The organism is Cronobacter sp. HA18003, assembly GCF_011605905.1.
Lineage (GTDB): Bacteria > Pseudomonadota > Gammaproteobacteria > Enterobacterales > Enterobacteriaceae > Cronobacter > Cronobacter sakazakii.
The window spans coordinates 538269-554640 of sequence record NZ_JAANQO010000021.1 but is presented as its reverse complement, the minus strand read 5'-3'; the positions used below and the strand labels follow the sequence as shown (position 1 = coordinate 554640).

Sequence of the window (16372 nt, the reverse complement as noted above, 5' to 3'; positions counted from 1 at the left end):
TCATTTTGCTAATGTAGCGCGACCAGAGACACGGAACAGGGCGGGAGAGGAAAAGTGTGATCCCCGGCCGTAATAGCCGGGGAGAAGAGGCTTAGTGCGCGCGGCCCTGTTCGATACCAAGACCGGTTTGTGAGCGGATAAACTGCGCGCGGAACTGCTCGCGCTCCAGATTGCCCTCCGGGCTGTTGTCGGTTGCCGAGAAGACCCAGATCCCGATAAACGCCACGGCGATGGAGAATAGCGCCGGATACTCATACGGGAAGACCGGCGCGGCGTGGCCAAGCACCTGCACCCAGACGGTCGGGCCGAGGATCATCAGCACCACGGCGGTGAGCAGGCCGAGCCAGCCGCCAATCATCGCGCCGCGCGTAGTGAGCTTCGACCAGTACATCGAGAGTAAAATAATCGGGAAGTTACAGCTCGCCGCAATCGAGAACGCCAGGCCCACCATGAACGCGATGTTCTGCTTCTCAAACAGAATTCCGAGCAGGATAGCCACCACGCCGAGCACCAGTACGGTGATTTTAGAGACGCGCAGCTCATCGCGCTCGGTTGCGCCTTTGCGGAACACGTTGGCGTAGAGATCGTGCGACACCGCCGACGCGCCCGCGAGCGTCAGGCCCGCCACAACCGCCAGAATCGTGGCGAAGGCGACCGCCGAGATAAAGCCCAGGAACAGGTTGCCGCCCACGGCATCGGCCAGATGTACCGCCGCCATGTTGTTGCCGCCAATCAGTGCGCCAGTGGCGTCTTTAAACGCCGGGTTCGCGCCCACCAGCATGATGGCGCCAAAGCCGATGATAAAGGTCAGGATGTAGAAATAACCCATAAACCCGGTGGCGTAGAACACGCTTTTACGCGCCTCACGGGCGTCGCTGACGGTGAAGAAGCGCATCAGAATATGCGGCAGACCAGCGGTGCCGAACATCAGGCCGAGGCCGAGTGACAGCGCGGAAACCGGATCTTTCACCAGACCGCCGGGGCTCATGATAGCGCTGCCTTTCGGGTGAACCGCCATCGCTTCCGTAAACAGATTGTTGAAGCTAAAGCCCACATGCTTCATCACCATGAACGCCATAAAGCTTGCGCCGAACAGCAGCAGTACGGCTTTGATGATCTGCACCCAGGTGGTGGCCAGCATGCCGCCGAACAGCACATACATCACCATCAGCACGCCCACCAGCACCACGGCGATGTGGTAGTTCAGGCCGAACAGCAGCTCGATAAGCTTGCCTGCGCCGACCATCTGCGCGATGAGATAGAGCGCGACCACCACCAGCGAACCACAGGCGGAGAGCAGACGGATAGGGCGCTGCTTCAGGCGGTAGGAGGCGACGTCCGCAAAGGTGTAACGCCCGAGGTTACGCAACCGCTCGGCGATTAAAAACAGAATAATCGGCCAGCCCACCAGGAAGCCCAGCGAGTAGATAAGCCCGTCGTAGCCGGAGGTATAAACCAGCGCGGAGATGCCGAGGAACGACGCGGCGGACATAAAATCGCCCGCAATGGCAAGCCCGTTCTGAAAGCCGGTAATGTTGCCGCCTGCGGTGTAGTAATCGCTGCGCGAACGGGTGCGTTTGGAGGCCCAGTACGTGATGCCAAGCGTCAGCGCCACGAAGATCAGGAACATGATGATGGCCTGCCAGTTGGTCGGCTGGCGCTGCACATCACCGGTCAGCGCATCGGCGAGAGCGGCGGGCGAAAGCAGAGTCAACAGCGGGAAAAGCACCTTTTTCATGATGACTGCACCTCTTTCAGCACGGCGTTATTCAGCCGGTCAAATTCGCTGTTGGCGCGCCAGACGTACACGCCGGTGAGAATAAACGAAATCACTATCACGCCGATGCCGATGGGAATACCGCGCGTCACGCTGCTGCCGGGCGAGAGCGGCGTACCGAGCCAGCCCGGGGCGAACGCGATAAGCAGGATAAAACCGACGTAAATAATCAGCATGATGAAGGAAAGGGTGAAGGCAAACCGTTGCCGCTTATGCACTAACTCCCTGTAAGGCGCACTGCTCTCTATCTGCTGACAAATATCGTTATTCATCATCGCAGTCTCCAGAAGTAAGGTAGGGGTTGTTATTATTCCCTCTCCCTTTGGGGGAGAGGGTTAGGTCGAAAGGTCAGTATGCAGGCGTGGTTATGATGGCATCGCGATGGACTGCTTCTCTTCGAGCAGTTTTTCCACCACACCCGGATCGGCGAGCGTTGAGGTATCGCCAAGGTTGCTGGTATCGCCCGCCGCGATTTTGCGCAAAATACGGCGCATGATTTTGCCGGAGCGGGTTTTCGGCAGCGAATCGGTCCAGTGCAGCACGTCCGGCGTCGCCAGCGGGCCAATCTCTTTACGCACCCAGTTACGCACTTCGCTGTACAGCTCGGCTGACGGCTCTTCGCCGTGGTTCAGCGTCACGTAAGCGTAGATAGCCTGGCCTTTGATGCTGTGCGGAATGCCCACCACCGCGGCTTCGGCGATTTTCGGGTGCGAGACCAGCGCAGATTCAATCTCGGCAGTGCCAAGACGGTGCCCGGAGACGTTGAGTACATCGTCCACGCGCCCGGTTATCCAGTAGTAACCGTCTTCGTCACGGCGCGCGCCATCGCCGCTGAAGTACATGTTTTTAAACGTTGAGAAATAGGTCTGCTCGAAACGTTCGTGATCGCCAAACAGCGTACGCGCCTGGCCCGGCCAGGAGTCGGTAATGACCAGATTGCCTTCCGTCGCACCCTGTTGCGGATTGCCTTCGTTATCCACCAGCGCTGGCTGCACGCCGAAGAACGGACGCGTGGCGGAACCGGCTTTTAGCTCGGTCGCGCCTGGCAGCGGCGTAATCATGAAGCCGCCGGTTTCGGTCTGCCACCAGGTGTCGATTACCGGGCATTTTTCATTACCGATTTTCTTCCAGTACCACTCCCACGCTTCCGGGTTGATAGGCTCACCGACCGACCCGAGAATGCGCAGTGAGGAACGGTCAGTCCCGTCGATAGCCTTATCGCCTTCCGCCATCAGCGCGCGAATGGCTGTCGGCGCGGTATAGAGAATATTCACTTTGTGTTTATCCACCACCTGCGCCATACGGTTAGCGGAAGGCCAGTTCGGGACGCCTTCAAACATCAGCGTGGTCGCGCCGCAGGCGAGCGGCCCGTAGAGCAGATAGCTGTGGCCCGTCACCCAGCCCACATCGGCGGTGCACCAGTAGATATCGCCAGGATGGTAGTCAAAGGCGTAGAGGAATGTGGTGGCCGCATAAACCAGATAGCCGCCCGTGGTATGCAGCACGCCTTTCGGTTTACCGGTCGAGCCGGAGGTGTAGAGAATAAACAGCGGATCTTCGGCGTTCATCTCGACGGGCTGATGGTGCGCGCTGGCTTTCTTCACCAGCTCGCTCCACCAGAGATCGCGTCCTTCATGCCATTCGATGTTTCCGCCGGTGCGCTTAAACACCACCACATGCTCCACGCTGGTGACGCCGGGGTTTTTCAGCGCGTCATCGACGTTTTTCTTCAGCGGAATCGCACGACCAGCGCGCACGCCTTCATCCGCGGTGATAACGAGACGCGCGCTGGAGTCGATAATGCGTCCGGCGACGGCTTCCGGCGAAAATCCGCCGAAAATGACCGAGTGCACCGCGCCAATGCGGGCGCAGGCGAGCATCGCAACGGCGGCTTCCGGCACCATCGGCATATAGATAGCGACCACGTCGCCTTTCTTAATGCCAAGAGAGGTCAGTGTGTTTGCAAAACGGCAGACGTCGCGGTGGAGTTCGCGGTAGCTGATGTGTTTGCTCTGGGTCGCGTCATCGCCTTCCCAGATAATGGCGGTCTGATCGCCGCGCTCGCTCAGGTGCCGGTCAAGACAGTTTGCTGCCAGATTTAGCGTGCCGTCTTCATACCATTTAATCGAGACATTGCCAGGCGCGAAAGAGGTGTTTTTCACCGTCTGGTAAGGCGTGATCCAGTCGAGGATTTTGCCTTGTTCGCCCCAGAAGGCGTCAGGGTCATGCACGGATTGCTGATATTTCGCATCATATTGTTCCGGCGTAATCAGGCAACGTTCCGCAATCGCTGCGGGAATAGGGTGTTTATGGATTTGGCTCATGGCTTTTTTCTCCTTTTAGATGTTAATGATATGTCACGCAAAAGTTAAGAACAGGCTTGCGAATAGCTTTGTTTACTTTTTGGGCGGCAGATCACGCATTGCCGAAACTGCATGAAAATTCATCAAACGAATCTTTCAAGGAAAATAATTGCTGTTAAGTATTATTTGCTGACTCGATTTTATAATGTCTTAAATAACATTAACTTATAGATGATTAGCGCGATAAATTAGGGTTATTAAGGCAATTTTCAGTGAATATGCCTGTTCTTTAAGGGTTGCGCATGATGCCGTGCAAGTGGTACTGATTAAACGCGTTAAAAAACCCCACAATATCACCCAACGTTTGTCATACCCCTTTCAGCTTGCGTCGTTCTCATTCGAGCACGCGTGGGAATGGCGCTGTAATTTAGGAAGTAAAGTCGTTATGAAAAACAGTAAAATCAGCCTGGCCTGGCAGATCCTGCTGGCCCTGGTGCTGGGTATTCTTCTGGGCAGTTTTCTCCATTATCAGACGGATAGCCGCGAATGGCTGGTGACCAATCTCCTCTCGCCCGCTGGCGACATTTTTATTCATCTGATTAAAATGATCGTGGTGCCGATTGTTATCTCCACGCTGGTGGTGGGCATCGCCGGTGTCGGCGACGCCAAACAGCTCGGGCGCATCGGCGCGAAAACCATCCTCTATTTTGAAGTGATCACAACCGTCGCAATTGTCATTGGCATTACGCTTGCGAACGTGTTCCAGCCAGGGAGCGGCATTGATATGTCGCAACTGGCTGCCGTGGATATTTCAAAATATCAGCACACGACCGAAGAGGTGCAGAGCCATGCACACGGTCTGATGGGCACGATCCTCTCACTGGTGCCGACCAACATTTTCGCCTCGATGGCGAAAGGCGAGATGCTGCCGATTATCTTCTTCTCGGTGCTGTTCGGATTGGGGCTTTCTTCGCTCCCGGCCACGCACCGTGAGCCGCTGGTGACCGTCTTCCGCTCTGTCTCCGAAACCATGTTTAAAGTCACCCATATGGTGATGCGCTATGCACCGGTGGGGGTGTTTGCGCTGATCTCCGTGACGGTGGCGAATTTTGGTTTCGCCTCGCTGTGGCCGCTCGCGAAACTGGTGATTCTGGTTTATGTGGCGATTCTGTTCTTCGCGCTGATCGTGCTGGGCGCGGTGGCGCGGATGTGTGGGCTGCGCGTCTGGACACTGATCCGCATTCTTAAAGATGAGCTGATTCTGGCGTACTCCACGGCCAGCTCTGAGAGTGTGCTGCCGCGGATTATCGAGAAAATGGAAGCCTACGGGGCGCCTGCGTCTATCACAAGTTTCGTGGTGCCGACCGGTTACTCCTTTAACCTCGACGGCTCCACGCTCTACCAGAGCATCGCGGCGATTTTTATCGCGCAGCTCTACGGCATTGAGCTGTCGCTGGGGCAGGAGATTATCCTGGTGCTGACGCTGATGGTGACCTCGAAAGGGATCGCGGGCGTGCCTGGCGTGTCGTTCGTCGTCCTGCTCGCGACGCTTGGCAGCGTCGGCATTCCGCTGGAAGGCCTGGCGTTTATCGCGGGCGTGGACCGTATCCTCGACATGGCGCGCACTGCGCTGAACGTGGTCGGTAACGCGCTGGCGGTTCTGGTGATCGCCAAGTGGGAACACAAGTTTGACCGCAAAAAAGCGCAGGCTTACGAGCGGGAAATGCTGGGCCGTTTTGACAGCACCGCCAATAACTAATCTTCTGCGCATCTGTAGGTGTACAAACCCCGCTTCTGGCGGGGTTTTTTATGGCGACGGTGTAAGCCATGCGCCGGAAGCCGTAAAAAACGGGTGCGTTAAGCACTCAACGCCAGCAAGTCGGGCGGAGCGAACCCCGCCCGGAGAGCGTTACCGGTCAGAGCAGGAAAGCCGTGCCGCCACCTCCTTATTTCCTTGCTTTATCGTTAACTCACATAACGTGCCGTGGTTAATTAAAGCGAAAATTAATATCGTGACGCAAAATACAACAAAACATGCGAAAAGATATTTCAGTGGCTTCATGCCTTTTACTCCTTGCCTTTCGGCGAGTAAGCGGCTAATCTCAACTTGTGTGGAGTTGAGGGATAGCCTCGGGTTAATAGGAATATTGCCCGGGGCTTTCTTCTTTCTGTCCCTCGCGTCGGCTTAAGACAGAAAGTCTTAAGCACCCGGCGCTTATCATAATCATCTCTTATTAAAATGAGAATAAAAATCCCAATGTAATTTTCGTTGAGTTTGTTGCATTGGGTTGGCTTATAAATTAAATAATGCCGTTTGGTAATATGAATATTTAAAGCGTAAGGGGAAATAAATACTCGAAAGGGAAAAAGGATTGGGTGCGTTAAGACCTCCACTCCTGGCAAGCCGGGCGAGGAAACCCCGCCCGGGAGAGCCTTACTTGCCGGTACAGGCAAGCTTAGCCGCCACCTCCTGACTGCCGCTTCTGATGGTGAGCTCGCATAACGTACCCTGATTCATTAATGCAAAAATCAAAATAGTGATGCAGACCATGAATAAACAGGCCAGTAAATAATGCAGTGGCTTCATGCCTTTTACTCCTTGCATTCTGAAGAGTAAGAGGCTAATCTCAACTTGCTGGAGTTGAGGGATAGCCTCGGGTTAATAGAAATATTGCCCGGGGCTTTCTTCTTTCTGTCCCTCACGTTTGCTTAAGACAGAAAGCCTTAAGCACCCGCGCTTATAATAATCCTTTCGCCAAAAAATTAAATAAAAAGCCTGATGTAATTCATTTGTGATTTTTACATTAATTATGGAACCCTTCTCGCGAATTTCTGCGTTTAAATAACGAAAGCTGTAACAGGTAAATATAACGCTTTCCATTAATATGGGATTGAATGTCTCTTTTTTCTTTCTGCGCGCGCAGCAACGCCCGGGTTGTGTATCCTGATAATGAGAGAAAGCGTGACGGGCGCTGATCACGCCCGAAAACTATCGGGAATGATAGTATACCCGGCCGCCGTACACCCTTATCATCTCTCCCTTATGCCTGCGCGACAGTGAGCACGTACACGCGCCATCCGGGCAGGCTACCGACAACCACAGCCGGAATATAAAGAGAGTCACAGTGGATAACCTCATTAGCGCGCCATTAACAGGACAACACGAAACGCCGGTGAACCTGCCGGGGTTGATGCAGGTGCTCAGTAAACACCTTTACTCCACGCCGATGGTCGCCATCCGTGAGCTGGTGCAGAACGCGCACGACGCGATTGTCAGACGTCGACTGGAAGAGGGGGCGACGGGCCAGCTTGCGGAGATCCGCGTCACGGGCGATACCCAAACCCGTACCATCGTCATTCACGATACCGGCTCTGGCCTCACGGAGCAGGAGATCCACGATTTCCTGGCGACCGTCGGCGTCGGCTACACCCGCCATCTGCGCCAGCAGGACGATGAAACCGGGCTTATCGGCATGTTTGGCCTGGGCTTTCTTTCCGCTTTTGTGCTGGCGGAGCGGGTAACGGTACACACCACCTCCTGGAAAACGCCGGAGGAAGGCTGGCTTTACGCCTCCGCCAGCGGCGAAACCTACAGCGTCACGCCGGCAAGCCCGCGCGAGCCAGGGACGACCGTCACGCTGCATCTCAAAGACGAGTTTTTATATCTCGCCAACAACAAGTTGCTGGGCGATGTGCTGGGCCGCTACTGCATATTAATGAAAGAGCCGCTGTTTGTGGGTCAAGAGCAGACGGCGGTAAATCACCTGACGCCGCCCTGGCGTGTAACGTCGCAGGATGGCGTGGCGCTGCACCCAGCGCTGCGTCAGAAGCAAAATATTGAATTCGCCAGCCGCTTCGAGCGCGCGTTTACGCCGCTCTGTACCTTGCTGGTGGAGCCCTCGGGCGACAGCGACGCGGTGGGCATGCTCTGGCTTCAGGACGGCGCGACGTATGGCACCAGCGATAACCGTAATCTGTCGCTGTTTCTGCGCGGTATGCTGCTTGACGATCAGGCGCGCGAGCTGCTTCCGCCGTGGGCCGGGTTTGTCGGCGGCGTTATCGAATCGAATCGTCTTACGCCGACGGCCAGCCGCGAAGATTTACAGCGCGATGTCACCTGGTATGCCACGCAGGCGGCGCTTACCGAGGCGCTGATTAACGGCCTGGCCGATCTCGCGAAGCAGCAGCCTGCCGTCTGGCGTCGTGTGCTGGTGCGCCATAACGAAGCGCTGCTCGGCGCGGCCATCTGCGACGATCGCCTCTTCGATCTGCTGAAAGATGAACTGTTGATCCCGACGTCTCAGGGCGATCTGCCGGTTAAAGCGTTGCGCCAGAACAACACGCTGAACGTAATGCTCAGCGAAGAGGGCGGTTTTGAAGAGATGCTGTTCCGGCTTTCGGGCCGTCCTGTCGCGCTGGGCTATCGCTACGCGGTGGTGCCGTTCCTGCGACGCTGGGCGACGCTCTACGGCGCGCGGCTGGTGGAAGTGGGGACGTCAGCGGGTAACGAACAACTCTTTGCGCTGCATGACGTCAGCGCCGAAGAAGAGGCCTGGTGGAGCGAACAGCTGCGCGACGACGAAGAGTGCGTGATGTCCTCCTTCGAGCCTGCGACGCTGCCGCTGGTGATGGTGGTCAACCGTGACGCCGAGCTTAAAGCGCGTCTTGAGCAGGACGACGCCGATCGCCGCATGAGCACCGCCGCGCTGATGCTCGCCCGCCAGTTTGCCAGCAAAATCGAGCAGCAGGCACCGGTGCGCCTCTACATCAACTTTAACAATCCTGCGGTAAAAGCCTTATCACAGGCCTGGCGTGCCGGGCAGCCCATCGCGCCCGCCGCTACACAGTTACTGAAAAGCCTCAAAATTATTCTTGCTCTGGCCACGGGGGATTCCCGTGAGTACGACTTTCGCCAGGCGCTGGACACATTCAGTTGCATCACGGCGCAACTTATTACACCGACAACAGAAGGAAGCAACTAATGGATATCTGGGCATGGTATGAGCAATATGAGCGTGACCTGGCAGAAGCCGGTAAACCCTGGATCACGCAGCATGTTAATAAGCTTATCGAGTCTGTTGTTGAAGTGCAGACCGGTAAAACCGAAGCGCTGCTGCCGGAAGCGCGCGCGCTGAAAAAGACCGCGGGCAACCCGTGGATTGACGTGATGGTCGGCCACTGGGAGATGCGTCACCGCATCGGTAACCTTGGTGAAGGCGAAAAAGCGCTGGGCGATGTCGTGGCGCTGTTTGAGCGCGCTCACCAGGCCGATGCCGCAGAGTGCCCGCAGTCGATTTGCGTGACCCAGGATCTCAGCGCCTGCTACAGCAATGTGGACGGCCCGGGCTGGGCGGACGAGCGTATCGCCGTTTGCCAGGAGACGCTTTCGAAAATCACCCCGCTGCGCAGCTGCTTCCTGTGCCTTTCTGAAGAGCAGTTCTTCGCGATGGTCGATAAAGGCCAGGTTGAAGAGGCGCTGGCGTTTGTGCATCAGCAGATGGAGAAGCGCCGCGCGGCAGGCGAAGAGGACGTCAATGGCCTCAAAGAGAACGAAGCGCAGGCGCTGATGCTGCTTGGCCGTTATGACGAGGCGCTGGCGATTATTGATAAGCTTCATGAAGACGAGCTGGAAAACAGCAGCGAGCAGGTCCGCCAGGTCATGATGATGATGAAGGCGGAAGTGCTGGCGCTGATGGGGCGTGAAGAAGACGCTCGCGAATGGCTGCTGCCGTGGGATCGTCTCACCGCCTATAATCGTATGCGCTGGGTGCGCGTGGTGGAGCAACTGGTGCGCCTCAACCCGGCTTACAACAACTGGCAGACCGGCAGCGCGCTGCAGCTGATTCTGGAACAGCGTGTAGAAGCGCAGGCGTGGCGCGAAGCGGTGATGGTCGCGAAAAGCCATATTCGCCTCGCGCTGGCGCGTGGTGCTACCTGGGTCGCCCGTCGTGCCCTGATGCAGGCGAAACAGTGCGCAGCAAAACTGCGTAACCCGCACGATGAAGACGCCGCGCTGGCGGAATTCGCAAGCCAGTTAGCGGGCATGGAAACGCAGGTTGAGCTGCCGGTGCCTGCCGAATCGCTGATGGCATGGCTGGAAGAGCGCGGCCAGCAGGAAGGCGTGACGCGCGATCCGGAACAAGAGGCCCAGTGGCTGCTGCTCGCTTCCGCGCAGCGCCCTGATGATGAAGAACTGCTGATGCTGGCAGGTGCCGCGCTGGAAGCGTGCCAGGCGCAGGGCGAAGCGACGGATCTCCTGCTTGGCTGGCAGAAACGCCACCCGCAGGAAGAGGCCGCGCCGCTGTTCCATCTGCTCTCTGCGCTCCTGAACGCGCGCCGTTACGACGACATCTTAGCGCTCGCCGAAAGCTATCGCGACGCGCTGCCGCACGTGGCGCTGTGGTTTGAAGCTCAGGTGGCGCAGGCGCAGGAAGACTGGGAAAAACTGGAGTCCGTAAGCCAGGCGCTGCGCGCCACGCCGCAGGGGCAGCAGAAGATCGCGCCGCTGATGCTGGCGGGCCAGGCGGCAATGCGCCAGAAAGCCTATGACCGCGCCACGGCGTACCTGAAAGACGCGGTGGCGATGCTGGACGCGCGCGAAGAAGACGCCAGCAATGTTCTGTGGGATCTGCTGACCGCCGCCAGCGCCAGCGAAGACTGGTTGACCGTGCGCGAAGCCGGCGCGCGGCTAGGCATGAAGTTCAGCACCGATGAAGGCCCGGTTGAAGAGCAGTGGGGCACCGTTCGTCTGCGTTTCTTTGAAAACCACGACGAACATTATTACTTCGCTCAGCGTACCGGCCCGGTGACGGCGCGCGTGTTCCAGCCGTCCTGGCGTAAAGCCTTACAGCATATGAACGAGTCGGTGGTCTTTGACGCCAATCTGCTGAACACCCCGCCGGAAGATGAAAAAGAGCGCGAGAACTTCATCCCCGTGCATAACGTGGTGAAAACGCTTGAGCCGAGCGAATATGCGCCGAGCTGGTTTATCGACGGCGTCGATCCGGGCGAGGAGACCTTCAACGCGTTTGTGAATGGCGTGCGCCAGCGTGGCGGTGCCGTCTGGGTGCACTGCGAAGCTGATTATCAGGTGACGGACAGCGAAAGCGGCGAAACGCTGCCTGGGATCTACTTCATGCTGGCGATGCCACAGTCGGTCTCGCCGCTGGAAGTGGACGCGATGCTGCGTGAATTCACCCAGGGCTGGAAACACCCGATCCACTGGCTGGATGTTGCCATGACGGGCGGTCTTGATGAAACGCGTCACCGTCAGGTGATGGCGCGCTATCAGCTCTAGTCTTAAAACACGGGCGGCGTTCATCGCCGCCCGATTTGAGAATCCTCCGCTGTCTGCCTCTCTTCGCCCTCATTACTTTAAGACCAGTCAAACACAGGGCTGGCATTATGAAATCATCTCTTCGCGCTTTGCTTTTCGCCACACTTTCTCTTTCCAGCAGCCACGTGCTGGCAGATGGCCTGGATTCTGTCTTTAACGACACCATTAACTCGGTAACAGAAGCGATCAACGAGGCTTACCATCCGGATAGCAGCGAGGCGTCGGATGACCGTCGCTATGATGATGAAAGCCGCACGCGCTACGACGAGCGGCGCAGACGTCTGGAAGAGCGCCACCGGCAACTCGATGAGCGCCAGCGTCGTCTGGATGAAGAACGCCGTCGCCTGGAGGAAGAAGAGCAACGGCTGGAGGACGACGATTATCGTTAACGGCCGCTGTCGGCGATCTCGACATGCGTAGTGCGGGGGATAGCCAGCAGACGATCGCCGCAGGTCAGCAACAGATCAATGCCAAGCGATCCGGCATGCAGGCGATCGGCCAGTTGCGCAATCAGACACTCCGGCAGCTGTGGCGCTATCATGCGTTCCTCCGCAATACCTGTGCCTGTCAGGCGCAGCATACGCCCGCCGCTCAGACTGTTGACCTGTAACACCAGCGTGGCGCTGTGTTCTGGCGCGATCACGCTGCCGTGCGCCAGTCTGTCGGGAAGTAACGGATTCAGGTGTTGATCGGCAATGGCGAAAACTGCCTCGTCCGGCGTATCAGCAATCCGCGTGCCGGTGTGAAAGCGCAGATTAGAGCGCACGATATCATTTGCCAGCGAAGGCGACAGCCAGACGGGCGTATCGTTGTCGACAAGCGTAAGCAGCACGCTGGTGGTCGCCACGCCAAGCGGCTGCCAGCCATGGCGGAGCAACTGCAGTGAGACAATCACGCCGGGCTCGCTCATGGCTTTTAGCAGGCGACGAAAGCATTGCTGTGCATCATGCACGGGTGAATCAAAGGCGGTGTTTAACGTCATCAGAATCTCCATACTGCTGCGCAACGCGGCGGTACGTCCTGGACGTCGCCGGATGCAGGTTGCGGCACATCCTGACGGTCTAATATGACCTTGCTGTTAAACAAACATGACAGCCAGATGAAATGTGGCGCAATAAAAGGAGGAGATGAGCGGCCAGGCTTTAACGGAATCATCGATGAAAGAGGTTAATATTGGGCTTAAGTCAGGTAAGAAAAGAGGTGATATTTTTACGATAATAATCTTTTTATCCTGATAAAGATTATTATTACAGCGCGATTTTTTGTGTTTTTGATTTTGGGTTGTTATTTCTTTAATTATATTTATTGCCGGCGAGTTATATTTTATTTTGCGCTGATTAATAATATTCCTAAAAGAAACTGGCGAAAAGTTAAGCAGCGCTTAATTCAAGTGTAGTTATTATTTATTTCATTGATTTTTAAGGGTATTTATCTGGATTAACGCTCTGAATTCTATTTTACGCTGCTTTTCGTTTTTGTTTTAATCTTTTTTTAAAAGAAGCACAAAAATAAGCGTGAAATCACGTTAACGAAGCGTCATACCGGCAGTGTCGCCCATAAAAAACACAGGGGTAAATCGATCGAGCACGCTATTTTATTCTGAGCAGAGCTCCGTCCAGTTAGCGGGCAGCCGGACGGCCTGACGCTGGCAGCGCAGGCTGCCAGCCCAGGAAAAATGCGCCTTGTGGCTCCGTCAGCTTTTTTTGACGAACTCCGACTTGAGCTTCATCGGGCCAAAGCCGTCGATTTTGCAATCAATGTTGTGATCGCCTTCCACCAGACGGATGTTTTTCACTTTTGTGCCAATCTTCAGCATCGATGAGCTGCCTTTGACCTTGAGATCCTTAGCAATTGTGACGCTGTCGCCATCGGCCAGCAGGTTGCCGTTGGCGTCTTTAACGACCAGGGCGTCGCTCTCAACACCGGTTTCGCCTTCGCGCCATTCGTGGGCGCACTCCGGGCAGACGTAAAGATTATAATCCAGATAAGTATATTCTGAGCCGCATTGCGGGCAGGCTGGCAGTGACATGGTTTCTCCTTAAAATGAACCAACAGGGCAGCAAAAGAGGGCTGCAAAAGAAGCGGTCGCTTACGCGGCGCGCATGAAAGGCGGGATTATACCCTAAACCCTTACGTTTTACGGGCTTGTCTGTGGCGCAAACGCGCAGGCACCCGAAGCCGATAAACTTTTTTACTGCCAGGGATAAAACATATATCGTGATTTATTGCCAGGCGGTGTTATTCTGGAGTGGTTAATGTTGATCTGAATTATTAAAACCATCCCCTGAAGTCGGAACATTTTTGTCAAATGACCGATGTGAGGATATATTCTTTCGCTCTGAAAAATCGATCGGCCCACTGGTCTTACAGCGTGATTATTTGGTTTTTGACGAACAGGAAGGTTTGAAACGTTTCTCGTCGTCTCATACATATTTTACCACAACGATGGTATGGCATTTTTACGCCACTTTTCGTCATGTAGCCTCATGACGCGCAGGATATTTTCCACACGTAATTATAAAAGCCGCATTGAGCTAATAAAAAGATAAGGCAAAAGGTCATTTAATTTGTGTTAAGGAAAGATTTTTCATGCACACACAGACTGTATTTGAAATGAATCAGGAAGCGGAGCGGCTTCTTCAGTTGGCTCTGTATAATCTCAGCGCCCTGAAACAAATGCCGCTGGCGGTGCAGGATGACTGTGGGAACGTTGCCAGCCGCCAGACCGCCGCCGTGCATCCGCTTCATTTTTCCTTACGCGGCCTTGAGGCGCAGCAAGAGATGCTGCAGGCCGAATTGCGAAAAACCACCCAGCAGGAGATGGTCGTGGCGATTGTCGGCACGATGAAAGCGGGGAAATCGACCACGATCAACGCTATCGTCGGTAAGGAAGTTCTGCCAAACCGCAACCGCCCGATGACGGCGCTGCCGACGCTGATTCGCCACACGCCGGGCCAGAAAGAGCCGGTACTGCATTTCACCCACGCCGGACCCATAGAAACGCTGATGCAGGCGCTGCGCGCGCGATTAGAGAACGCTTCCCGCGAAAGCCTGGCGCTGCGTCTCGAAATCGATCGCGATATGGACCTCCTGCTGGCGCGCATTCTTAACGGCACCTCGTTTGAAAAACATTATCTCGGCGCTCAGCCCATTTTTCACTGTCTGAAAAGTTTAAACGATCTGGTACGGCTCTCGGCCGTGCTTGACGTGCCCTTCCCGTTTCGCGCTTACGCGGCCATTGAACATATTCCCGTGATAGAAGTGGAGTTTACTCACCTCGCGGGTATGGAGAGAGGGCTTGGCCAGCTTACGCTACTGGACACGCCAGGGCCGAACGAAGCCGGACAGCCGCACCTGCAAAAGATGCTGCAGGAGCAGATTGCCCGCGCCTCCGCCGTGCTGGCGGTGATGGACTATACCCAGCTGAAATCGACCTCCGATGAAGAGGTGCGTCTGGCCCTCGCGGCGGTGGGCGAATCCGTGCCGCTCTACGCGCTGGTCAATAAATTCGATCAACTGGATCGCAACAGCGACGACGAAGATCAGGTGCGCGCGCTGATCGCCGGCACGCTGATGAAAGGCGCTATCGATCCGACGCATATTTTTCCGGTTTCTTCCATGTGGGGCTATCTGGCTAATCGCGCGCGTCAGGAGCTTGACGAGCACGGCGCGCTGCCGCCGTATGACCAACAGCGCTGGGTGCAGGATTTCGCTGAAGCGGCGCTGGGTCGTCGCTGGCGAAACGCCGATTTCACCGACGCCGCGCATCTGCGCCACGCCGCCGACCTGCTGTGGGAGGATTCCCTTTTCGAAGCGCCTGTTCGGGCGATTCTGCACACCGCGCATGCCCACGCCTCGCTCTACGCGCTGCGCTCGGCCTGCGCAAAATTAACTCACTCTGCGCAATGCACCCGAGACTACCTGGACTTCCGCTGTCAGGGGCTCGATATCGCAAATGACCAACTGGTGGAGAGTATCTCTCAAATGAATAATGACATCGCACAGCTAAAACGTTGCCAGGCAGACGCCAGCAAAGCCATTCAGGAAGAGGTTGTTAAGGCGCTCGGGCGCGCGTCGGAAACTATTGCGGGTCATGAACAGAAAGTGCTGGCGGATATCGCCTGTTATTTTGATACCGGCAAAGTGCCCTCGCTGTCGCTCAGCAGCCCGGTGCGCCGCGCGGTGACCTGGGGAAGCGATTTTGACGCAGGCAGCGAGCAGCTGATTCTGGATCAGGAGAGCGACGCGCGGATGCTGCTGCACAAAATTCGTGCTTCCTGCGAGCTGATCCTGCTGTCGGTACAGGAAATTCTGACCCGCGATCTGGCGGCGCATTTCAGCGAGCTGGAAACCGCACTGGGAGATATCCTGCGCGCGGCCCTGGCGCCGCTTGAGCAGCGCGTCACGGAAGGTCTGCGTCGCACCGGTTTTCGCGCGCACATTACGCTGCCGGTGTTTCAACGCAGCCAGCTTAATTTCAACGCGCATCAGCTGTTTAACGACATTATTGAAGAAGAGAGCGTGCCGGTCGCCAGCGCCCCGCGCAGCGACGGCGTGCGCGGCACCGTGGCCCGCTGGCTTAACAGCAAAGATCTCGGCTGGGACGACTGTACGGCGATGCGCTCCCGCTATGTTATCAATCTGCTGCAACTGAAGCAGACGCTCAGCCGTTACGTCAGCCGCTTCTGCGCGCAGATCCGCCAGGCGATGAACGCGCAGGTGGATATCTCTGTTACGGCGGGCATGGCGACGTTTTTCGCCGAATTCCAGATGGCGATGGCGGCGATTGAGGCGAACCTTCAGCAGAGTCTTGCGGCGCGCCAGCAGAGTGAGTCGGCGCGTAACGCGCTGCGTGAGAAGCTGCAGCAGTGCGCCCGCACCGCGCGCGATATTAACGAAGACGCCCGTGCGCTGCGTGATGACATCCAGACGCTGTTTTCCGTGGAGCACTGAACG

General features: G+C 56.3%; 12 protein-coding genes. 5 read left to right on the top strand and 7 right to left on the bottom strand.

From position 1 onward, the window contains the following. Nucleotides 1–91 precede the first annotated feature (91 nt). The 3 genes from actP to acs all read right to left on the bottom strand — a co-directional run bounded on the left by actP (nucleotide 92) and on the right by acs (nucleotide 4101). Complete coding sequence (gene actP, locus G6041_RS13760; protein WP_063265186.1) at nucleotides 92–1741, bottom strand: cation/acetate symporter ActP; 1650 nt, start codon at nucleotides 1739–1741, stop codon at nucleotides 92–94. Further along, the gene (locus G6041_RS13755) at nucleotides 1735–2049 is read right to left on the bottom strand and encodes a DUF485 domain-containing protein (protein WP_041460674.1); all 315 of its coding nucleotides are present in this window, start codon (nucleotides 2047–2049) and stop codon (nucleotides 1735–1737) included. The genes actP and G6041_RS13755 overlap by 7 nt, the downstream gene beginning before the upstream one ends. Before the next feature lie 93 nt (nucleotides 2050–2142). Beyond that, nucleotides 2143–4101 carry an acetate--CoA ligase gene (gene acs / locus G6041_RS13750; protein WP_012123641.1) on the bottom strand — a complete coding sequence of 653 codons (1959 nt, stop codon included), beginning with the start codon at nucleotides 4099–4101 and terminating at the stop codon, nucleotides 2143–2145. Between the two features lie 424 nt (nucleotides 4102–4525). On the opposite strand from acs, the gene gltP reads away from it, so the two are divergent. After that, nucleotides 4526–5839, top strand: a complete 1314-nt coding sequence (gltP, locus tag G6041_RS13745) for a glutamate/aspartate:proton symporter GltP (protein WP_012123642.1) — start codon at nucleotides 4526–4528, stop codon at nucleotides 5837–5839. A 150-nt stretch (nucleotides 5840–5989) separates the two neighbouring features. Here gltP and G6041_RS13740 read toward each other — a convergent pair whose 3' ends face one another. Both G6041_RS13740 and G6041_RS13735 read right to left on the bottom strand, forming a co-directional pair. Then, nucleotides 5990–6142 carry a Hok/Gef family protein gene (locus G6041_RS13740; protein WP_015742631.1) on the bottom strand — a complete coding sequence of 51 codons (153 nt, stop codon included), beginning with the start codon at nucleotides 6140–6142 and terminating at the stop codon, nucleotides 5990–5992. 372 nt (nucleotides 6143–6514) lie between these two features. Then, nucleotides 6515–6667, bottom strand: coding sequence for a Hok/Gef family protein (locus tag G6041_RS13735; RefSeq protein WP_032988058.1), 153 nt, complete (start codon nucleotides 6665–6667; stop codon nucleotides 6515–6517). 538 nt (nucleotides 6668–7205) lie between these two features. Here G6041_RS13735 and G6041_RS13730 point away from each other — a divergent pair. The 3 genes from G6041_RS13730 (at nucleotide 7206) to yjdP (ending at nucleotide 11805) form a co-directional block, all read left to right on the top strand. Then, a complete protein-coding gene (locus G6041_RS13730) occupies nucleotides 7206–9062 on the top strand; it encodes an ATP-binding protein (RefSeq protein WP_041460358.1) in 1857 nt (618 codons plus the stop codon). Next, nucleotides 9062–11377, top strand: coding sequence for a hypothetical protein (locus tag G6041_RS13725; protein WP_012123646.1), 2316 nt, complete (start codon nucleotides 9062–9064; stop codon nucleotides 11375–11377). Before G6041_RS13730 ends, G6041_RS13725 begins: the two co-directional genes overlap by 1 nt. Before the next feature lie 107 nt (nucleotides 11378–11484). Next, on the top strand, nucleotides 11485–11805 hold the full coding sequence (gene yjdP / locus G6041_RS13720) for a DDRRRQL repeat protein YjdP (RefSeq protein WP_041460359.1): 321 nt from the start codon (nucleotides 11485–11487) through the stop codon (nucleotides 11803–11805). Here yjdP and phnH read toward each other — a convergent pair. Together phnH and G6041_RS13710 are read right to left on the bottom strand one after the other, a co-directional pair. Next, on the bottom strand, nucleotides 11802–12398 hold the full coding sequence (gene phnH, locus G6041_RS13715; RefSeq protein WP_014727976.1) for a phosphonate C-P lyase system protein PhnH: 597 nt from the start codon (nucleotides 12396–12398) through the stop codon (nucleotides 11802–11804). The two genes, yjdP and phnH, sit on opposite strands and share 4 nt — an antisense overlap. 711 nt (nucleotides 12399–13109) lie before the next feature. Beyond that, nucleotides 13110–13445 carry a zinc ribbon domain-containing protein YjdM gene (locus tag G6041_RS13710; protein WP_012123651.1) on the bottom strand — a complete coding sequence of 112 codons (336 nt, stop codon included), beginning with the start codon at nucleotides 13443–13445 and terminating at the stop codon, nucleotides 13110–13112. Nucleotides 13446–14005: 560 nt separating this feature from the next. Between G6041_RS13710 and crfC the strand changes: the two genes are divergently transcribed. After that, nucleotides 14006–16369, top strand: coding sequence for a clamp-binding protein CrfC (gene crfC / locus G6041_RS13705; RefSeq protein ID WP_012123652.1), 2364 nt, complete (start codon nucleotides 14006–14008; stop codon nucleotides 16367–16369). The last annotated feature ends 3 nt before the right edge of the window (nucleotides 16370–16372 follow it).